The sequence below is a fragment of the Citrobacter sp. CK198 genome (genome assembly GCF_030333295.1).
Taxonomy (GTDB): domain Bacteria; phylum Pseudomonadota; class Gammaproteobacteria; order Enterobacterales; family Enterobacteriaceae; genus Citrobacter_B; species Citrobacter_B koseri.
Map to the genome: position 1 here is coordinate 1 of NZ_JAOWGE010000037.1, position 21,382 is coordinate 21,382.

Annotated in this window: 15 protein-coding genes and 1 CRISPR repeat array; of the genes, 7 read left to right on the forward strand and 8 right to left on the reverse strand. The window is 54.7% G+C overall.

Annotation, left to right across the window (positions count from 1 at the left end; translation table 11 throughout):
• The 7 genes from OGY62_RS22780 to lrp all read right to left on the reverse strand — a co-directional run.
• Window positions 1-614 (reverse strand): dimethylsulfoxide reductase iron-sulfur subunit DmsB (locus OGY62_RS22780; RefSeq protein WP_012132456.1); only part of this gene is annotated, 614 nt, incomplete at its 3' end.
• Between the two features lie 10 nt (window positions 615-624).
• Window positions 625-3,069 carry a dimethylsulfoxide reductase subunit A gene (gene dmsA, locus OGY62_RS22785; RefSeq protein ID WP_286460605.1) on the reverse strand — a complete coding sequence of 815 codons (2,445 nt, stop codon included), beginning with the start codon at window positions 3,067-3,069 and terminating at the stop codon, window positions 625-627.
• Between the two features lie 241 nt (window positions 3,070-3,310).
• Entirely contained in the window at window positions 3,311-4,603 is a 1,293-nt protein-coding gene (serS, locus tag OGY62_RS22790) for a serine--tRNA ligase (protein WP_012133033.1), read from the reverse strand.
• 91 nt (window positions 4,604-4,694) lie between these two features.
• The gene (rarA, locus tag OGY62_RS22795; RefSeq protein ID WP_024130481.1) at window positions 4,695-6,038 is read right to left on the reverse strand and encodes a replication-associated recombination protein RarA; all 1,344 of its coding nucleotides are present in this window, start codon (window positions 6,036-6,038) and stop codon (window positions 4,695-4,697) included.
• Window positions 6,039-6,048: 10 nt separating this feature from the next.
• Window positions 6,049-6,660 (reverse strand): outer membrane lipoprotein periplasmic chaperone LolA, encoded by a 612-nt coding sequence (lolA, locus tag OGY62_RS22800; RefSeq protein WP_286460608.1) that lies wholly within the window; start codon window positions 6,658-6,660, stop codon window positions 6,049-6,051.
• A 122-nt stretch (window positions 6,661-6,782) separates the two neighbouring features.
• Entirely contained in the window at window positions 6,783-10,724 is a 3,942-nt protein-coding gene (gene ftsK, locus OGY62_RS22805) for a DNA translocase FtsK (protein WP_286460614.1), read from the reverse strand.
• Between the two features lie 134 nt (window positions 10,725-10,858).
• Window positions 10,859-11,353, reverse strand: coding sequence for a leucine-responsive transcriptional regulator Lrp (gene lrp, locus OGY62_RS22810; protein ID WP_000228469.1), 495 nt, complete (start codon window positions 11,351-11,353; stop codon window positions 10,859-10,861).
• 547 nt (window positions 11,354-11,900) lie between these two features.
• Between lrp and trxB the strand changes: the two genes are divergently transcribed.
• The 5 genes from trxB to infA all read left to right on the forward strand — a co-directional run bounded on the left by trxB (window position 11,901) and on the right by infA (window position 17,723).
• Window positions 11,901-12,869, forward strand: a complete 969-nt coding sequence (gene trxB, locus OGY62_RS22815; RefSeq protein ID WP_012133038.1) for a thioredoxin-disulfide reductase — start codon at window positions 11,901-11,903, stop codon at window positions 12,867-12,869.
• A gap of 113 nt (window positions 12,870-12,982) precedes the next feature.
• The gene (gene cydD / locus OGY62_RS22820; protein ID WP_112002309.1) at window positions 12,983-14,749 is read left to right on the forward strand and encodes a heme ABC transporter permease/ATP-binding protein CydD; all 1,767 of its coding nucleotides are present in this window, start codon (window positions 12,983-12,985) and stop codon (window positions 14,747-14,749) included.
• Entirely contained in the window at window positions 14,750-16,471 is a 1,722-nt protein-coding gene (cydC, locus tag OGY62_RS22825) for a heme ABC transporter ATP-binding protein/permease CydC (RefSeq protein WP_058668953.1), read from the forward strand.
• A 44-nt stretch (window positions 16,472-16,515) separates the two neighbouring features.
• Window positions 16,516-17,220 carry a leucyl/phenylalanyl-tRNA--protein transferase gene (gene aat, locus OGY62_RS22830; protein WP_012133041.1) on the forward strand — a complete coding sequence of 235 codons (705 nt, stop codon included), beginning with the start codon at window positions 16,516-16,518 and terminating at the stop codon, window positions 17,218-17,220.
• A gap of 284 nt (window positions 17,221-17,504) precedes the next feature.
• The gene (gene infA / locus OGY62_RS22840) at window positions 17,505-17,723 is read left to right on the forward strand and encodes a translation initiation factor IF-1 (protein ID WP_001040187.1); all 219 of its coding nucleotides are present in this window, start codon (window positions 17,505-17,507) and stop codon (window positions 17,721-17,723) included.
• A 139-nt stretch (window positions 17,724-17,862) separates the two neighbouring features.
• Window positions 17,863-18,431: direct repeats of the CRISPR family, unit length 28 nt; unit sequence TTTCTAAGCTGCCTGTACGGCAGTGAAC.
• A gap of 145 nt (window positions 18,432-18,576) precedes the next feature.
• On the opposite strand, the gene OGY62_RS22845 is transcribed toward infA, so the two are convergent.
• Window positions 18,577-19,488 carry a LysR family transcriptional regulator gene (locus tag OGY62_RS22845; RefSeq protein ID WP_058668952.1) on the reverse strand — a complete coding sequence of 304 codons (912 nt, stop codon included), beginning with the start codon at window positions 19,486-19,488 and terminating at the stop codon, window positions 18,577-18,579.
• 108 nt (window positions 19,489-19,596) lie between these two features.
• Here OGY62_RS22845 and OGY62_RS22850 point away from each other — a divergent pair, with 108 nt between their 5' ends.
• Together OGY62_RS22850 and OGY62_RS22855 are read left to right on the forward strand one after the other, a co-directional pair.
• Window positions 19,597-20,463, forward strand: a complete 867-nt coding sequence (locus OGY62_RS22850; protein WP_058668951.1) for a pirin family protein — start codon at window positions 19,597-19,599, stop codon at window positions 20,461-20,463.
• 21 nt (window positions 20,464-20,484) lie between these two features.
• The gene (locus OGY62_RS22855; protein WP_049011452.1) at window positions 20,485-21,162 is read left to right on the forward strand and encodes an isochorismatase family protein; all 678 of its coding nucleotides are present in this window, start codon (window positions 20,485-20,487) and stop codon (window positions 21,160-21,162) included.
• The last annotated feature ends 220 nt before the right edge of the window (window positions 21,163-21,382 follow it).

Consider the following 21,382-nt stretch of genomic DNA (forward strand, 5'->3'; position numbering starts at 1 on the left):
ACCTCCTTCGGATTTGCCAGATAACCCGTGGTATCCCCGGTCGGGCGGCTGTTGGCGTTGGGTTTAATCACAATGTTCGGTCTGGTGAAGTGCGCGCCCGGCAGCGGCGCAACTGCCGCCAGCGTGCCATGTTTCTTCCGCAGCTCTTCTATCGGGCCAAAGTCCAGCGCGCGCAGCGGGCAGGACTCGACGCAGATCGGTTTTTTGCCGTCGGCAACGCGGTCATGACAGCCGTCGCATTTGGTCATGTGGCCTTTGGCGGCGTTATACTGCGGCGCACCGTATGGGCAGGCCATATGGCAGTAGCGACAGCCGATGCAGACGTCCTCATCCACCACCACAAAGCCGTCCTCGCGTTTGTGCATCGCGCCGCTCGGGCACACTTTCGTGCAGGCCGGGTCTTCGCAGTGGTTGCAGGAAATGGAAAGATAGTAGGCAAAGACGTTCTGGTGCCAGACGCCGTTATCCTCCTGCCAGTCGCCGCCCGCATATTCATAGATGCGGCGGAAGCTGACGTCCGGGGTTAAATCTTTGTAGTCTTTGCAGGCCAGTTCGCAGGTTTTGCAACCGGTGCAACGACTGGAGTCAATAAAAAATCCATATTGGGTTGTCATCGGTTACTCCTTATACCTTCTCAACCTGAACGAGGTTCGTATGGGACGGATTCCCCTTAGCGAGAGGAGAAGGACGCTGGGTCGTCAGGACGTTAATACATCCCCCCTGATCCACGCGTTTTGCATCCGGGTCATACCAGGCGCCTTCGCCCAACGCAACGACGCCCGGCATCATGCGCGGCGTCACTTTCGCCTCAATATGCAACTCGCCGCGACCGTTGAAGATACGCACTTTGTCGCCGTTGCTGATGCCGCGTTTTTGCGCGTCCATCGGGTTAATCCACATCTCCTGGCGGCAGGAAGCTTTCAGAACGTCCACGTTGCCATAGGTAGAGTGCACGCGAGATTTGTAGTGGAAGCCCGTTAATTGCAACGGATAGTCTTTAGTCAACGGATCGCTGTAGTTTTCGAAGCCCGGCGTATAGATCGGCAACGGATCGATCACATCGCCTTCCGGCAGTTCCCAGGTTGCCGCAATCTCTGCCAGCGCCTGCGAATAGATCTCGATTTTGCCCGACGGCGTTGTCAGCGGGTTAGCCTGCGGATCGTCACGGAATGCTTTATAGGCAACGTGATGACCTTCAGGGTCGCGCTGCTTAAAGATGCCCTGCTTGCGGAATGCTTCGAATGTCGGCAGTTCGGGAATCGCCTGACGCGACTGTTCGTACAGATGACGCATCCACTCTTCTTGCGTACGCCCTTCGGTAAACTGCTGCTCCACGCCGAGACGCTTCGCCAGCTCGCTGGTCATCTGATAGATAGTCTTGCACTCAAAGCGCGGTTTAATGGCCTGGTCGGTGAAAATAACGTAGGACATGTTCCCGCAGGAGGCATCCAGCGCGAAGTCCATCTGTTCAGAAGCGGTGCAGTCCGGCAGCAGAATATCGGCATATTTCGCTGAAGAGGTCATATGACAGTCGATAACGACGATCATTTCGCACTTCTTGTCATCCTGCAAAATTTCATGCGTGCGGTTAATTTCGGAATGCTGGTTAATCAGGCAGTTACCGGCATAGTTCCAGATCATCTTGATGGGAACGTCGAGTTTATCTTTGCCGCGAACCCCGTCACGCAGCGCCGTCATTTCCGGCCCGCGCTCAATGGCATCGGTCCATAAGAACATCGAAATGCTGGTCTCGACCGGGTTTTCCAGCGTTGGCATACGCTCAAACGGCAAATCGTAAGATCCCTCACGCGCACCGCTGTTGCCGCCGTTAATGCCGACGTTGCCGGTCAGGATCGCCAGCATAGAGATTGCGCGAGTAACGATTTCGCCGTTGGCATGACGCTGCGGCCCCCAGCCCTGGCTGATGTAAGCGGGTTTGGCGCTACCGATTTCACGCGCCAGTTTTACAATGCGCGCCGCCGGGATACAGGTGATCTGCGATGCCCACTCTGGCGTCTTCGCAATACCGTCTCTACCCTGTCCCAGAATATAGGCTTTGTAGTGACCATTTTTCGGCGCGCTGGCGGGTAAGGTTTTTTCGTCATAACCCACACAGTATTTGTCGAGGAACGGCTGATCGACCATATCTTCGGTGATCATGACGTATGCCAGCGCATTTACCAGCGCCGCATCCGTACCCGGGCGAATCGGAATCCACTCATCCTCACGACCCGCGCCGGTATCGGTGTAACGCGGATCGATAATAATCATCCGCGCGTTTGATTTTTGCCGTGCCTGTTCGAGGTAATAGGTTACCCCGCCGCCGCTCATACGGGTTTCCCCCGGATTGTTACCAAACAGCACAACCAGCTTACTATTTTCAATGTCGGAAGGACTATTACCGTCCGCCCAGCCGCCGTAGGTGTAATTTAACCCGGCGGCAATTTGCGCGGATGAGTAATCGCCGTAGTGGTTGAGGTAACCGCCGCAGCAGTTCATCAGCCGGGCAACCAGTGTTTTTCCTGGCGGCCAGGAGCGCGTCATCGTGCCGCCAAGCGTACCCGTACCATAGTTTAAATAGATGGATTCATTGCCGTAGTCTTTGATAAGACGCTGCATATTGGTGGTGATAATGTCATAGGCTTCGTCCCAGCTGATGCGCTCAAACTTACCTTCACCACGCTTGCCAACGCGCTTCATTGGATACTTCAGACGATCGGGGTTATAAACCCGGCGGCGCATAGAACGCCCGCGCAGACAGGCGCGAATCTGATGCAGACCGTCATAGTTATCATCGCCCGTATTGTCCGTTTCAACATATTTGATTTCACCGTCCACCACATGCATGCGCAGCGGGCAGCGGCTTCCGCAGTTAACGGTGCAAGCGCTCCAGATAATTTTTTCGCTGGATGCGCTGGGGCTGATAGCGTCAGCCGCATTGGCGATCCGGGTAAATGGCAGAGTCAATGCGCTACTGGCGATTGCCAGCCCGCCTATTGCTGTCGTTTTTACCAGGCCTCGACGAGTTACCTCAGCTGCCAGTACAGCATCGGGGATATTCGTTTTCATGATGACTCACTTTGCTTGCTCACGATTGATAAAAGCCAGACACTTCGTTATGTAGTTATTTATACAACGAATAAATCGCTATATAGTTTTGTATATAATGAATATGAGAAAACTCAGCGATAAATGCTAATCTTCATTCGAAGGTAGTATTACCCCCAAAGGGGTAACCATTCTTGTCCGGTGTCAAACAGGCATAAAAAAAAGCGCCCGGAGGCGCTTTTTAAGCAGAGAGGTGCGGGGATTAGCCGATATATTCCAGCCCGTTCATATACGGACGTAATACTTCTGGAACTTCGATGCGGCCATCAGCCTGCTGGTAGTTTTCCATCACGGCAACTAAAGTACGCCCAACCGCCAGACCGGAACCGTTCAGAGTATGAACCAGACGGGTTTTCTTGTCGGACTTACTGCGGCAGCGTGCCTGCATACGACGCGCCTGGAAATCCCATACGTTCGAGCAGGAAGAGATTTCACGGTAAGTGTTCTGCGCCGGGATCCATACTTCGAGATCGTAGGTTTTACATGCGCCAAAGCCCATGTCACCGGTACACAGAACGATTTTACGGTACGGCAGACCCAGCAACTGAAGCACTTTCTCAGCATGGCCGGTCATCTCTTCCAGCGCATCCATTGACTCTTCTGGACGCACAATCTGCACCATCTCAACTTTATCGAACTGGTGCATACGGATCAGACCGCGCGTGTCACGACCGTAAGAACCCGCTTCAGAACGGAAGCATGGCGTATGCGCAGTCATTTTGATCGGCAACGCATCTTCGTCGATGATTTCATCACGCACCAGGTTAGTCAGCGGCACTTCCGCCGTCGGGATCAGCGCATAGTTGCTGCTGTCAGCCTCTTCTTCCAGCGGACGAGTATGGAACAGATCGCCCGCAAATTTCGGCAACTGCCCTGTACCGTACAGCGTGTCGTGGTTCACCAGATACGGCACGTAGTTTTCACTGTAACCATGCTGTTCAGTGTGCAGATCCAGCATGAACTGCGACAGCGCGCGGTGCATACGGGCAATCTGCCCTTTCATTACCACAAAACGAGAACCTGTCAGTTTAACCGCAGCCGCGAAGTCGAGACCGGCGTGCATTTCACCCAGCGTCACATGATCGCGGACGTCGAAATCAAACTCACGCGGGGTTCCCCAACGGCTGACTTCAACGTTGTCGTTTTCATCTTTACCTACCGGTACATCATCAGCCGGTAAGTTAGGAATGGTCAGCGCGATATCGCGAATTTCAGCCTGTAAGCTCTCCAGCTCGGCTTTTGCCGCATCCAGCTCTTCGCCCAGCTTGTTCACTTCCAGACGTAAAGGCTCGATATCTTCCCCGCGCGCTTTCGCCTGGCCGATGGATTTCGATCGAGAGTTACGCTCTGCTTGCAGGTTTTCCGTGTTGACCTGCAAAACTTTACGACGCTCTTCAAGAGCGCGCAGCTTATCTACATCCAGCTTAAAGCCCCGGCGTGCCAGTTTTTCAGCGACTGCGTCTGGCTCATTACGCAGCAGATTGGGATCGAGCATGCTTATCCTGTGCTTATCGAATTAAAATAGGAAACGTGACCACAGCCTGCAGTCACAGGGATACAGTGCCAACATTACCGCAACGATCGCGCTAACGGTAGCGTTTTGTGGGGCTATTTTGATCCTGTTCAGCCAGCCAGGCGAGCTTTTCGCCAATCTTGCCTTCAAGACCCCTGTTTGTGGGATGATAATAGCGTGTTTGCGCTATTTCCGGCGGGAAATAAACCTCGCCTGCGGCGTAGGCGTTTGGCTCATCATGCGCGTAGCGGTATTCCTGGCCATAGCCCATTTCTTTCATCAGTTTCGTCGGCGCATTGCGCAGATGCACAGGCACATCATAATCCGGGCGTTCACGGGCATCGGCCAGCGCCGCTTTGAACGCGGTATAAACCGCGTTACTTTTCGGCGCACAGGCCAGATAAACAATCGCCTGGGCTATCGCCCGTTCCCCTTCCGCAGGGCCAACACGGGTAAAGCAATCCCACGCAGAAATCGCCACCTGCATTGCGCGAGGATCGGCATTGCCGACGTCTTCAGAAGCAATCGCCAGGCAACGTCGGGCGACATACAGCGGGTCGCCGCCAGCGGTAATGATCCGGGCATACCAGTAAAGCGCCGCGTCCGGGGCGCTACCACGCACCGATTTATGCAATGCAGAGATGAGATCGTAAAAGCGGTCGCCTTTATTATCAAAGCGCGCGCTGCGCTCCCCGGCGATTTCGGTCAGTAATGCGGGTAATAATACTCGCTTACCGCTGTCATCCACTTCCGCCATGTCTGCCATCATTTCCAGCGTATTTAACGCCCGACGCGCATCTCCATTCACCAGTTCGGCGATCGCCCGGCGCGTCTCGTCCGGCAGAACGATATCCTGGCCGCCATAACCACGCGCTTTGTCATCCATCGCCTGATTCAGCACCTGCTCAATATCTTCAGTCGTTAAGGATTTGAGGAGATACACGCGGGCGCGTGACAGCAAAGCCGAGTTCAGCTCGAAGGACGGGTTTTCGGTCGTCGCGCCAATAAACGTAATCGTGCCGTCTTCGATATGCGGCAGAAACGCATCCTGCTGGCTCTTGTTGAAGCGATGGACTTCATCGACAAACAGAATAGTGCGGCGCCCGGCATTACGGTTCTGGCGGGCGCGTTCAATGGCTTCACGGATCTCTTTTACGCCAGAAGTCACGGCGGAAATGCGTTCGACGTCAGCATTGGCATAGCGGGCAATCACTTCGGCCAGCGTGGTTTTGCCCGTACCGGGCGGCCCCCACAAAATCATCGAGTGCAGGTGCCCGGCCTCAATTGCACGAGGCAAAGGCTTACCCGCAGCCAGCAGATGCTGCTGACCAATATACTGCGCTAAATTTTCTGGCCGCATACGCGCGGCCAGTGGCTGAAAGGTATTATCAGAAAAATCGAGCGACAGATTGCTCACTCATGCGCCTCTACTTACGTTGGTCGTCTACCGTTACACCTTGCGGCGGAGTAAAGGTAAATTTTGATGCATCGACAGCGCTATTCTGCTGAGATTTCAGCTGATAGCTGCTGCGCTGATCGTCTTGTTCCACTGCGCTGAACTGATGAATAGTCCCGTCACGACCCACATTAATGGTGAACTGCTTCAGGTTACCGCTGCTGCTTTTTGGCGTCAGCACAAAGTCATCGCCATTTTGTTTGATGTTGTACTGCTGCCAGTCGCTGGTCTGGTTGCGGGCTATCAGCATAAACGGCGTATTGCCCGTCGCATCTTTTAACCAGGTCGCCGTTGCCTGCTCGACAAACGGGTTAAAGAACCATAGCGTTTTCCCGTCAGAGACCAGAATGCTCTCGTCGGGCTGCGTCATATGCCAGTAAAACAGATTAGGACGCTTAACCCATAAGTCGCCCTGGCCTTCCTGAACGGCGGCGCCGCTGCCGTCAGTCACTTTTTGTGTAAAGCTGGCGTGGAAGCTGCTGACTTTATCCAGACGGCTTTTCAGATCGCTGGCGGCATCCGCCCATACGCTGCTCACCACAAAGCCGGAGAGTAATGCGCAGGTGATTGCGATTTTTTTCATCATTATTCCTCAAAATACGTCACTCCCGATGGGGAGTTCCCTCTGCTCTCTATTCCAGGCCAAAAATCAGCATGAGGAAAGAAGAAAATACTGAATTCTTATTTATTTACCGATCTTTGCAATCATTCGAACGGCGGTGGCGCCAGCACCTCGCGGTTCCCGTTATGGCCTTGTTCGCTGACAATGCCCTGGGCTTCCATCTGCTCGACAATGCGCGCCGCACGGTTGTAACCGATACGGAACTGACGCTGAACGCCAGAAATGGACGCTTTGCGTTTTTCGGTCACAAAGCTCACCGCCTGATCGAATAACGGGTCCAGCTCCTCGCCGCCGTCAAAGCCGCCGCCGCCCCCTTCGCTTTCGCTATCCGAGGTGATGCCATCAATGTATTGCGGGCGACCACGCGCTTTCCAGTCCTGCACCACCGCATGCACTTCCTGGTCGCGAACAAACGCGCCATGAACACGTACCGGCATGGTCGAGTTCGGGCCGGAATAAAGCATATCCCCCATCCCCAGCAGGGATTCCGCGCCGCCCTGATCGAGGATCGTGCGTGAGTCGATCTTACTGGATACGGTAAAGGCGATACGCGTCGGAATGTTGGCCTTAATCAGACCGGTAATAACGTCAACCGACGGGCGCTGAGTCGCCAGCACCAGGTGAATACCTGCGGCACGCGCTTTCTGCGCCAGACGCGCAATCAGCTCTTCAACTTTCTTACCGACGGTCATCATCAGATCGGCGAATTCATCGACCAGAACCACGATATACGGCAGTTTTTCCAGCACCGGATGCTGGGCATCCATGCTGTCGCCCGGCTTCCAGTACGGGTCTGGAATCGGACGCCCCATCCGTGCCGCTTCGGCAATTTTCTCGTTATAGCCTGCCAGATTACGCACGCCAAGCGCCGACATCAGCTTATAGCGGCGTTCCATTTCATTAACGCTCCAGCGCAGTGCGTTGGCAGCGTCTTTCATATCGGTGACCACTTCGGTCAGCAGATGTGGAATGCCTTCATAGACCGAAAGTTCCAGCATTTTCGGGTCAATCATGATGAAACGCACGTCTTCCGGCTGCGCTTTATACAGCATGCTGAGGATCATGGCATTGACCCCAACCGATTTACCGGAACCCGTCGTCCCCGCAACCAGCAGATGAGGCATTTTCGCCAGATCGGCCACAACCGGATCGCCAGCGATATCTTTACCCAGCACCACGGTGAGCGGCGACGGATTCTCGCGGAATTTAGCGTTATCCAGCACTTCACGCAGGTAGACGGTCTGACGTTTTTTGTTCGGCAGTTCGAGGCCCACGTAAGGCTTACCAGGGATCACTTCTACCACGCGTACCGCAACGGTTGACAGTGAACGCGCGAGATCGCGTGACAGGTTAGAAATACGCGCGGCTTTCACGCCCGGCGCCAGATTCAGCTCAAAACGGGTAATAACAGGCCCTGGGGAATAGTTCACCACGTCAGCTTTAATGCGGAAATCCGCCAGACGCGCTTCGACCAGGCGCGCCATTTGTTCCAGCGCGAAAGTATCGACCGGTTCCACTGCGCTCGGCGGCGGCGTCAGCAGATCCAGCGACGGCAACGGCGTGGTAGGTTTCTGCAACGGACGACTGTCGCCATTACGCATCAACAACGGATGGATCAGGCTTTCCTGCGGCTGTGGCGCGGCCGGTTGTTGCGGTTGTTGATACGGTTGCTGCGGCACAACCGGCTGCTGCGGCTGTTGATACTGTTGCTGCGGCGCGACGGGCTGTTGCGGCTGCTGATACTGCTGCTGTGGCGCGACGGGCTGTTGCGGCTGCTGATACTGTTGCTGTGGCGCAACCGGCTGTTGCGGCTGCTGATACTGCTGCTGTGGCGCGACGGGCTGCTGCGGCGCAACCGGCTGCTCAGGCATCACGCCGGGAGTAAACAACGGCTCATGCGGGCCTTCATCCACCAGCGCTTTCATCGGCGAGAATTCAAAATCATCCAGCGAGAACGGATGGGCTCCCGCAGGCTGTTCCCCGGCATAGCGCTGCTGCTGTGAAGAGGCAAACTGGCGAGCCAGTTCAACTTCTGCTGCATCCTCATCTTCTGCCTGAGGAGCGTCATGTTGATATTCGGAACCATAACGATGCTGCTGAGACTGGGCGAACTGACGTGCCAGCTCATCCTGCTGCATCTCATCAATTTCATCATCGGTATACTGCGTTTCGGCATCATACTGATGACGCCCCGCCGCACGCGCTTTCTCTTCCGCGATACGCTGAGACGGTAATTTTATGCCATACGAGGCCAGCTCACGGCGGGTCGGAACGCGAACGCGGTTAGGGCGAGGCAGTTGCGGGCCAATCCCCTCTTTAACCTGTGGGCGTGGCGCACCACCGCTTACCGGGCTAAACGCAGGAGCAGCGGATGCCGCCGCCGCGCCTGCGGCCAGCGTTGCATCTTTGACGCCTGCCGCCAACGGCGCAACCGTGGCAACGGATTCAACAGGCGGCACAGAAGCTGCTGTCGGTGCCGATGGTTTAACCGGCTCCGGCGCTTTCGCTGGCTCAGGAATCGGCTGATACCACGCAGCCAGTTGCTCACGCTCACGCGCGCGTTTCTCTTCCACTTCTTCAAAGTAGTAGAGCGGCGGGCGGGCGGGTTTAATTTCTTCTGCTACAGGCTCAGGCTCCACCGCAGACGGTGGCTCAACAGCAGGCTGCTGCTGGTAATACGTATCCTGAACCGGTTCCTGCGGGTAAGCCGGTTGCGGCTCGAAAGTCGGCTCGTGTTGATAAACAGGCTCTTGCGGATAAACCGGCTCAGGGTGCCAGGGTTGTTCCGCCGCAGGTTCCTGCGCTTGCGGCTCGGTCGGCGCAGGCTGCTGCCACGGTTCATAATGTGGCGCTTGCGGCTGCGCATATTGTGGTTGCGGCGGATAACTTTCCGGCGCGGGCGCAATGACCGGTTCGCCGGTTTGCGGCCCCGGCACAGGCTGCCATTCCACCACCGGTTGCGCAGGCGCGGTTTCAGCACCTGGCACCGACGGTGCAGACATAACCGGATCAACAGGCGCCGCCCAGGCTTGCGTTGCCGTTGTCGCCGCAGCAGCGGAGGCAACAGGCTCCGTGACCGAATGCCCATTCAGCAGAGGATCGTATTCCTCATATTCCGGCTGCGTCGCACGATGGCCGGAGAACAGCACATCATCAGGATCGGCAGCCACGCCACGCGCGCTGTATTCGATATCGTCTTCATCATCCATACGCTTGCCGGAGAAAAGCGCCGCATCCGTGTGTCGCCCACGCGGATTGCTGAACTTCTCTGCCAGCCGCTTACGGCGCGCCAGGGCGCCACGAAGGATGCGCGCACGTCGGGATTCGCGCTGTGCGCCCACCGCTTCATCTTCTTCGTATTCGTCATCATCTTCATACTCGTCGTCATCGACCCAGGTGTCATCGCGGCGAGTACGGTTGCTGGCGAAGGTGAGAATATTCAGCAGCCAGCCACCCAGTTTTTCTGCAATGCTCACCCAGGACCAGCCGGTGAAGAGCGTCAGACCAGCTGCCCAGACGCACAGCAGCGTAATCGTTCCCCCGCTGCTGTGCAGCAGAGGCTGAAGCGTGGTGCTTAACAGGCTGCCAATGACGCCGCCGGACGCGAAGTACCAGATATCATCAGCATTAATTGCGGCTAATCCGCAGGAGGTAAGAATCAACGCCAGGACGCCGATAATACGCAGCGACACGGCAAAATAGTCGATGTAATCGTCGTTGCTCTGGTGCCGCCAGGCAAACCAGCAGCCGCCAACGATAATCACCGGGATGGTGTAGGCCATCACGCCAAAGATAAAGAACAGCGTGTCAGCCAGCCACGCGCCCGGCGCGCCACCTAAATTATGGATAGGCTCATGCCATGCGGTTTGCGACCAACTGGGATCTGAAGGGTTAAAGCTAAGTAAGGCTGCCATCAACCAGACGGCAAAAAGGGCAATAAGGATCAGCAACGCTTCCAGAAGTCGGCGCCCGCTGCTTAACTTTTTCAATGTGACTTCTTTGTCTTCAGTGTATTCCTGGCTCAAAAAAGGCTCTCCAGGTTTCGGGCTTTTCCTGCCCGATGCTAAAACGGACAACAGCACCGGGTTGCCCCGGCACTGTTGCTGTATGGATTAACAGGAGTGTAATCAAACTACGTCGATTTTGCACCTGTTCCGTGTTAGCGCGTCTTAATTACCAGACGATTGCTCTGTTTGACTTCTTCCATTACCACGTAAGTACGTGTGTCATTCACGCCAGGCAGACGCAGCAGGGTTTCACCCAGCAGCTTACGGTACGCTGACATATCCGGCACGCGTGTTTTCAACAGGTAGTCGAAATCACCGGAAACTAAATGACACTCTTGAATTTCTTCAAGTTTTTGTACTGCGGCGTTAAATTGTTCAAACACATCTGGAGCGCCACGATTCAGAGTAATCTCAACAAAAACCAGAAGTGATGCATCCAGATAATGCGGGTTTAACAGCGCCGTATAGCCCTGAATAAAACCCTGTCTTTCCAGCCGACGGACACGCTCAAGGCAAGGCGTCGGTGAAAGTCCCACTCGTTTAGAAAGCTCGACGTTAGAAATACGCCCATCCTTTTGCAACTCATTAAGAATGTTACGATCGATACGGTCGAGATCTTTGCCAGGGCGCTTCTTGCTATCTACCATTATTATTGTCTCTCTGTATTCCTTCCCTACTCCTGCCTGACTCTACTAACATCACTGTTCAGAGTCGATGCCCATCACAATAGACCGAACCCAGAGGGATTAACGGCGCGCAATGCCAGGGCCTATGGTGAGAAGACCGTTGCCGGATGGCAGCTATCGACATCACGAATGGCGTCTGTCCACGCCATGCGTAGATTTCACTAGCCCGGTAAACATGGTGCTTATATGCATGATTATGCAGCACACACATAACACTGTTTTTTTCTTCCAGAAGATGTTTTCGCAAAACAGCAGGGGATTGTCAAAGCAAAACATCGATTTTTAGTACAACATGCCAGTTATTCATTAAGAGCGGCGCTAAATCGTCATTTTATCACCTTATAACTGGCCGATTTTAAGTAGAAAGCGTTATATCGCAGCCCTAAATCCGCCCATTCATCGGTTCCTGCTATTACACATATTGTTAACAAAATCGCTATACTCTTTTTTTACGTCTGCAAATTCCCTACAATCCTGCCCATTGTCTGCCAACAACTATGGGGATCTCATGGGCACGACCAAACACAGTAAACTGCTTATCCTGGGTTCTGGACCGGCGGGATATACCGCTGCGGTCTACGCTGCGCGCGCAAACCTGCAACCGGTTCTGATTACCGGTATGGAGAAAGGCGGTCAACTGACCACCACGACGGAAGTGGAAAACTGGCCTGGCGATCCGAACGATCTGACCGGCCCGCTGTTGATGGAGCGCATGCACGAACATGCGACGAAATTTGATACTGAAATCATCTTCGATCACATCAATAGCGTGGATCTGCAAAACCGTCCTTTCCGTCTGACCGGCGACAGCGGCGAATACACCTGCGATGCGCTGATCATCGCAACCGGCGCTTCCGCACGCTACCTCGGCCTGCCGTCTGAAGAAGCATTCAAAGGCCGTGGCGTATCTGCCTGCGCCACCTGCGACGGTTTCTTCTACCGCAACCAGAAGGTCGCGGTCATCGGCGGCGGCAACACGGCGGTTGAAGAAGCGTTATACCTGGCGAACATCGCCGCTGAAGTGCATTTGATTCACCGTCGCGACGGCTTCCGCGCCGAAAAAATTCTGATCAAGCGCCTGATGGATAAAGTGGAAAACGGCAACATCGTGCTGCACACCCACCGCACTCTGGAAGAGGTGACCGGCGATCAGATGGGCGTTACCGGTTTGCGTCTGCGTGATACGCAAAACCCGGACAACATTGAATCCCTTGACGTTGCAGGCCTGTTTGTCGCCATCGGCCACAGCCCGAACACTGCGATTTTTGAAGGTCAGCTCGAACTGGAAAACGGCTATATCAAAGTCCAGTCCGGCATCCACGGTAACGCCACGCAGACCAGCGTTCCCGGCGTGTTCGCCGCAGGCGACGTGATGGACCATATTTATCGTCAGGCAATCACCTCAGCGGGCACAGGTTGCATGGCGGCGCTGGACGCTGAACGCTACCTTGACGGTCTGGCTGACGCGTGCAAATAGTTTTTACAAATCAGTAACAAAAGTAAAAAAGGCGACTATAAGTCGCCTTTATTTTTGCCCCGTTGTAACATTGCCGTGCCAAAAATTCCGATAACTCACCTGCTAAGCGTGCAATGAATAAAACCCGTCAAAAAGAATTGACCCGCTGGTTAAAACAGCAAAGTGTAATTTCCCAACGTTGGCTGAACATTTCACGCCTGTTGGGTTTCGTGAGTGGCGTACTGATTGTCGCTCAGGCCTGGATCATGGCTCGCATTCTCCAGCATATGATCATGGACAATATTCCCCGCGAAGCCCTTCTGCTCCCCTTCATCGTACTGATGTTGGTGTTTGTCCTGCGCGCCTGGGTGGTCTGGCTGCGCGAGCGGGTGGGTTTTCATGCCGGGCAGCATATCCGATTTGAGATCCGCCGCCAGGTGCTGGATCGCCTGCAACAGGCAGGGCCAGCCTGGATTCAGGGTAAACCGGCTGGTAGCTGGGCGACGCTGGTGCTGGAGCAGATTGACGATATGCATGATTACTATGCCCGCTATCTGCCGCAAATGGCGCTTGCTGTCTGCGTTCCCTTGTTGATTGTGGCGGCGATTTTCCCGTCAAACTGGGCCGCCGCGCTGATTTTGCTCGGCACCGCACCGCTGATCCCATTATTTATGGCGATGGTGGGAATGGGCGCCGCCGACGCTAACCGCCGTAATTTCCAGGCGCTTGCCCGCCTGAGCGGGCATTTCCTCGACCGCTTACGCGGTATGGAGACGCTGCGCATCTTCGGGCGCGGTGAAGCAGAAACGGAAAGCATTCGTGTCGCTTCACAAGATTTTCGCCAGCGCACAATGGAAGTCCTGCGTCTCGCCTTTTTATCCTCCGGGGTACTGGAGTTCTTCACGTCGCTGTCCATTGCGCTGGTCGCGGTTTATTTCGGTTTCTCCTACCTCGGCGAACTTAATTTCGGCCATTACGGGACAGGCGTCACGCTTGCCGCCGGCTTCCTGGCGCTGATTCTGGCGCCGGAGTTTTTCCAGCCACTGCGCGATCTGGGCACCTTTTACCATGCCAAAGCGCAGGCGGTAGGTGCGGCTGACAGCCTGAAAACCTTTATGGAAACGCCTCTCGCTCACCCGGAACGCGGTGATGTCGAACTTTCCGGGAAAGAACCGGTAACCCTTGAAGCGCAGGATCTGATAATTACCTCGCCGGAAGGTAAAACGCTTGCCGGACCGCTGAATTTCACACTGGCCGCAGGCCAGCGCGCCGTACTGGTTGGTCGCAGCGGTTCAGGAAAGAGTTCGCTGTTAAACGCGCTGTCAGGCTTTCTCTCTTATCAGGGTTCCCTGTGCATTAACGGCGTTGAACTTCGTGATTTATCCCCGGAATCCTGGCGAAAACATCTCTCCTGGGTGGGGCAAAACCCACAATTACCGGCTGGCACGCTCCGTGAAAACGTCCTGCTTGCCCGCCCAGATGCCAGTGAGCAAGCGTTACAGGCGGCTCTCGACAGCGCCTGGGTCAGTGAGTTTTTACCTCTGTTGCCGCAAGGCGTAGACACGCCGACTGGCGATCACGCTGGTCGCCTTTCCGTCGGTCAGGCGCAGCGGGTTGCGGTTGCCCGCGCCCTGCTGAATCCCTGCAAATTGTTGTTGCTGGATGAACCCGCCGCCAGTCTGGATGCCCACAGCGAGCAGCGTGTAATGCAGGCGCTGAATGCCGCATCAAAACGCCAGACCACGCTGATGGTAACGCATCAGTTAGAAGATCTTGCCGACTGGGACGTGATCTGGGTTATGCAGGACGGGCAAATCATCGAGCAAGGTGATTATGCCCAACTCAGCAGCGCCAACGGCGCGTTTGCGACACTATTGGCTCATCGTCAGGAGGACATTTAAATGCGTGCCTTGCTACCGTATCTGACGCTGTATAAACGTCATAAGTGGATGTTAACGCTCGGTATTATTCTGGCCATCGTCACGCTACTGGCCAGTATCGGTTTGCTGACGCTCTCTGGCTGGTTCCTCTCCGCTTCAGCCGTAGTCGGTGTGGCGGGTATCTATAGCTTTAACTACATGCTGCCGGCTGCTGGCGTACGCGGTGCGGCGATCACCCGTACTGCGGGCCGGTATTTCGAGCGTCTGGTCAGCCATGACGCTACCTTCCGCGTATTGCAACATTTGCGTATTCATACGTTCAGCAAGCTGCTGCCGCTCTCCCCCGCCGGTCTTGCCCGCTATCGTCAGGGCGAGCTGCTGAACCGCGTCGTCGCCGATGTCGATACGCTGGATCACCTCTACCTGCGCGTTATTTCTCCGCTGGTTGGCGCGTTTGTGGTGATTATGGTGGTCACGCTGGGGCTGAGTGTTCTCGATTTCACCCTCGCGATTACGCTGGGCGGCATTATGCTGCTGACGCTGTTTATTATGCCGCCGCTCTTCTATCGCGCCGGAAAAAGCACCGGGCAGAACCTAACCCATTTACGCGGTCAGTATCGCCAGCAGTTAACCGCCTGGCTACAGGGTCAGGCGGAACTGACAATATTTGGCGCCAGCTCGCGCTATCGGGCGCAAATGGAAGCCACGGAATTACAGTGGCATGAAGCCCAGCGACGCCAGTCTGAATTAACAGCGCTATCCCAGGCCTTAATGCTGCTGATTGGCGCACTAGCGGTAATGCTGATGTTATGGATGGCTTCCGGTGGCGTCGGCGATAACAGCCAGCCTGGCGCGCTGATAGCGCTGTTTGTCTTTTGCGCGCTGGCGGCATTTGAAGCGCTTGCTCCCGTTACCGGCGCGTTTCAACATCTTGGCCAGGTCATCGCCTCTGCGCTGCGTATTACCGAACTGACCGAGCAGCAGCCTGAGGTGACCTTCCCGGATGGCGAAGCAGCGGCTCCCCGGCAGGTAACGCTGACGCTGCGTGACGTTTCATTCAGTTACCCGGAGCAGCCGCAAAAAGCGCTGGATGCCCTTTCTCTGCAAGTCGCGCCCGGAGAACATATCGCTATTCTCGGACGTACCGGCTGCGGGAAATCAACATTGCTGCAACTGCTCACCCGCGCCTGGGACCCGCAGAGCGGCGATATTCTGCTTAACGATCAACCGATTTCAACGCTGGATGAAGCGGCCCTGCGTCGCACCATTAGCGTGGTGTCGCAGCGAGTACACCTGTTCAGCGCCACATTGCGTGACAACCTGCTGCTGGCAGCGCCAGACGCAAACGACGATACGCTCTCAGAGATGCTGCGCCGTGTCGGGCTGGAAAAGCTGCTGGAGGATGGCGGACTTAACAGCTGGCTAGGAGAAGGCGGACGTCAGCTGTCAGGCGGCGAGCTTCGTCGTCTGGCTATCGCCCGTGCCCTGCTGCACGATGCGCCGCTCATGCTGCTCGATGAACCCACTGAAGGGCTGGACGCGACAACCGAAAGCCAGATGCTTGAATTGCTGGCAGAGGTTATGCGCGGGAAAACCGTTTTAATGGTCACGCACCGTCTGCGCGGGCTGTCACGTTTTGATCAAATAATAGTGATGGACAACGGGCAAATTATTGAGCAAGGTAATCACGCAGATCTGTTAGCCAGGCAGGGTCGTTATTACCAGTTTAAGCAACGTCTGTAAGCTATTATTGAACGATCCGACTTGCGTACTGGAGTTCTGCGGTCATGCGCCTGGTTCAGCTTTCTCGCCACTCAATCGCCTTCCCCTCGCCGGAAGGCGCGTTACGTGAACCCAATGGTTTATTGGCGCTTGGTGGCGATCTCAGCCCTGCCCGCTTATTGATGGCCTATCAGCGGGGTATTTTCCCGTGGTTTTCACCAGGCGACCCGATTCTTTGGTGGTCACCCGATCCTCGCGCTATTTTGCAACCTGAAACATTACACATCAGCCGCAGCATGAAGCGTTTTCACAAACGATCGCCCTATCGCGTCACGCTTAATTATGCGTTTGGTCAGGTTATTGAAGGCTGCGCCAACGATCGTGACGAAGGAACCTGGATCACGCGCGATGTCGTGGAAGCGTATCACCGCTTACATGAGCTGGGGCATGCGCATTCCATCGAAGTATGGCGACACAACGCGCTCGTCGGCGGCATGTATGGCGTTTCGCAAGGCACCCTGTTTTGCGGCGAATCGATGTTCAGTCGCCAGGAGAACGCCTCCAAAACCGCGCTGCTTGTTTTTTGCGCTGAATTTATTCGTCAGGGTGGAAAATTAATCGACTGCCAGGTGCTGAATAGCCACACGGCATCGCTTGGCGCTGTCGAAATTCCCCGCAGGCAATACCTTGAGCATCTGGGATCATTACGGCAACAGCGATTACCGGGTCATTTCTGGGTGCCGCGCACGTTATTTTCGCCTCAGGCGTGAATGTTTTCGGCACATTTTTTGTCAGGGTGTTATAATTGTGCCGCAGAGCAGGTTATGCCCATTACCCCGCCGCCGTTAAGGAACCGTTCGCGTCAGGTAACGCCCATCGTTTATCTCATCGCTCCCTTATACGTTGCGCTTCAAGTGCGGCTTTGCCGTGTTTTTCGGAGTAATGCGCCAAACCTGATTTGCTGCGTTTTAAACGCGCAAATCTTTACTTATTTAAAGAACTTCGGCATTATCTTGCCGGTTCAAATTACGGTAGTGATACCCCAGAGGATTAGATGGCCAAAGAAGACAATATTGAAATGCAGGGTACCGTTCTCGAAACGTTACCTAATACCATGTTCCGCGTAGAATTAGAAAACGGTCACGTGGTTACTGCACACATCTCCGGTAAAATGCGTAAAAACTACATCCGCATCCTGACGGGCGACAAAGTGACTGTTGAACTGACCCCGTACGACCTGAGCAAAGGCCGCATTGTCTTCCGTAGTCGCTGATTGTTTTCACGCCCGGGTGGCGTAAAGATAAAAAAGGTCGGTTTATCCGGCCTTTTTGTTGCCCCTTTCCTGCATGAATACCGTTGATGCGAATTAACGTTATTTTTATTCCCCGCAGCGTCCCTTCCTTCTACATTCAATACTGAACTGCCTGTACGGCAGTGAACGCTTGAACACCTCCAGACTTCTGCGCATTTAATTTCTAAGCTGCCTGTACGGCAGTGAACATTCAGGCCCGTTCCTGTCAGCGCTCCCTGTGTTTCTAAGCTGCCTGTACGGCAGTGAACAGCGCCTGCGTGGTCGTGCCGCCGCCCATCTTTTTCTAAGCTGCCTGTACGGCAGTGAACATCTTTTTTCCATACTTACGTGCATGAGGGTGTTTCTAAGCTGCCTGTACGGCAGTGAACATTAACGGGCGATTTCTGCGTATCCGTGAAGATTTTCTAAGCTGCCTGTACGGCAGTGAACAGTGAAGATGGATTTGATGCGCTGAAGGTATGTTTCTAAGCTGCCTGTACGGCAGTGAACGATCTTTGTATTCAAAAGTCACAACGATTTGTTTTCTAAGCTGCCTGTACGGCAGTGAACTATGCGGCAGTTACCATTGACAGGAATCATGTTTTCTAAGCTGCCTGTACGGCAGTGAACCCGTTGACGCCTGACGCCATGCCCTGCTCTACTTTCTAAGCTGCCTGTACGGCAGTGAACAGGAATAATATCAGACAATCACGTTGATTTATTGAAGAAAAACGCAACTTCTTCCTGTCAGACCCTTTTTCACCCAAGTTATATATACACAATAAAATCAATAAGTTAGTGACATAAAATAAAAAAGGGTATATTGCGCTCTGTTTTAATCCTCCACCATCCGCGCATACTCTTCTGTCAAAAAATCCACCAGTGCGCGTACGGACGGCAATAATCCACGGCGGGACGGGAATACCGCATGAATCACCTCTCTTCTGGGTTCCCATCCTTCCAGCAAGGCAACCAGCTCCCCCGCAGCCAGTTGGTCTTTCACCATTAAAACAGGTAACTGAACGAGACCGACGCCCGCAACGGCCGCTTCACGCAGCGCCAGCATGTCTGTAGTGATCAAACGCGGTGTAAAGTGAACTTCAGCGCGCGCGCCCTGCGGACCAAAGAGTTCCCAGCGGTGGATATGTTTACCTGAAGCCAGGCTCAGTCCGGGCCAGTGATGCAGTTCTGCTGGCGAAGAAGGATTCCCCATACGCTGTACCAATGTCGGGCTGGCAAACAAACGGTGCCCCCTGTCCGCCAGCACGCGCATCACCAGATCGCTGTCTTCAAAAGGACGCGGCCGGACGCGAATTGCAACGTCAATGCCCTCGCCAACCACGTCAACACGGCGGTTGGTTGCTTCAAGTTGTAACGACACATCGGGATAACGCGCCATAAACTTCGCCAGCATTGGGCCGATATGTACATGTAGCAACGTCACTGGACATGTCAGTTTTACAATGCCGCGCGGCTCGACCTGTAAGGCGGCTATCGCATCCTGCGCCGCCTGTGCTTCCACCAGCATTGCCTTACAATGTTCATAAAAGGTCTGCCCGACTTCAGTGACATTAAATTGCCGCGTGGTTCGTTGAATAAGGCGAACGCCCAGCCGTTCCTCCAGTTGCGCAATACGTCGGCTAAGCTTTGACTTTGGTTCATCCAGCGCTCGCCCTGCCGCCGCAAATCCCCCCTCCTCGACGACATGAACAAACCACGCAAAATCATTGAGATCCGGTTTTGTCATTACATTGTCCTGTTTATAGAACGGTAAGGTCTATTTTAGCGACTACTCAGATCATTGTCATAGATATAAGCTTATTTACATCAAGACAACGCCACCGAGGAGACCACCATGAAACAGATTACAGGCGTCTATACCGCACCTCGCCCGCATTGGGTTGGCGATGGATTTCCGGTTCGTTCGCTATTCTCTTATCAGTCCCATGCAGAGCAGTTAAGTCCGTTCCTGCTGCTGGACTATGCCGGGCCGCATACCTTTGCCCCTGGCGCCGAAAACGAAAAACGTGGAGTGGGAGAACACCCGCATCGCGGCTTTGAAACCGTCACGATTGTTTACAGCGGCGAAGTTGAGCACCGCGATTCAACAGGCCGCGGCGGCGTCATCGGCCCTGGCGATGTGCAGTGGATGACCGCAGGCGCAGGCATTTTGCATGAAGAGTTTCATTCTTCAGCCTTTACCCAACAGGGAGGCGAGCTGGAAATGGTGCAACTGTGGGTGAACCTGCCCGCGAAAGACAAAATGGCGGTGCCGGGTTATCAAAGCATCAGCAGCGATCTCATCCCTGCCGTAACGCTGCCTGACGAAGCCGGAACCGCGCGCATTATTGCGGGCCGCTATCAGGATGTGAAAGGCCCGGCGCATACCTTCTCGCCGTTGAATGTCTGGGATATGCGCCTGCAACGCGATCGTCATCTTACGCTGCCCGTCGCTGAAGGGTGGAGCACCGCGCTGGTCGTCCTGAAAGGAAGTATTACGGTGAATGGCACAACACCGGTAAATGAAGCGCAACTGGTGGTGTTAAGCCAGGAAGGTGAAAACCTGTATCTCGAAGCCAGTAGCGATGCCAGCGTTCTGCTGTTGTCGGGCGAGCCGCTGAATGAACCCATTGTCGGTTACGGCCCATTTGTCATGAACACAAAACAAGAAATCGCAGAAGCCGTACGCGATTTCAACTCCGGCCGTTTTGGCCAAATCTGAAAACATTGAGGAGTACACAATATGTCCAGTCCTGCTAATTTTAATGGTTTGCGCCCGGTAATTGACGTTAACGATTCCGTTATGCTGTTAATCGACCACCAGAGCGGGCTTTTCCAGACCGTTGGCGATATGCCGATGCCTGAATTGCGCGCCCGTGCGGCCGCACTGGCCAAAATGGCAACCTTGTCGAAGATGCCGGTCATTACGACGGCATCTGTACCGCAGGGACCGAACGGCCCGCTGATCCCGGAGATCCACGCCAATGCACCGCACGCGCAGTATATTGCCCGTAAAGGCGAGATCAACGCCTGGGATAACGCTGATTTCGTCCAGGCGGTAAAAGCGACCGGCCGTAAAACGCTGATCATCGCCGGTACGATTACCAGCGTTTGCATGGCATTCCCGGCAATTAGCGCAGTCGCGGAAGGTTATAAAGTGTTTGCTGTTATTGATGCTTCCGGCACCTACAGCAAAATGGCCCAGGAAATCACGCTGGCACGCGTTGTTCAGGCGGGCGTCGTACCGATGGATACCGCCGCAGTGGCTTCCGAGTTGCAGAGCACCTGGAACCGTGAAGACGCAGCAGAGTGGGCTGAGGTCTACACCAAAGTGTTCCCGGCGTATCAGTTGCTGATCGAGAGTTACAGCAAAGCGCAGGAAGTGGTGAAAAACGGTGAGATACTGGATTCACAGCGCTAATCGTATTCCCTGCTCCCCCAGGGCAGGGAATATGTTCATTGCGTAACCAAACGATAATTAAAGCGTAAATTCTGCTTGACCGTTTTGGCGCAACTCCCTATAGTAGCGCCCCGTTGCCCCCCAAGCGGTCAGGCAGCAATACAATATGGTGAGGTGTCCGAGTGGCTGAAGGAGCACGCCTGGAAAGTGTGTATACGGCAACGTATCGGGGGTTCGAATC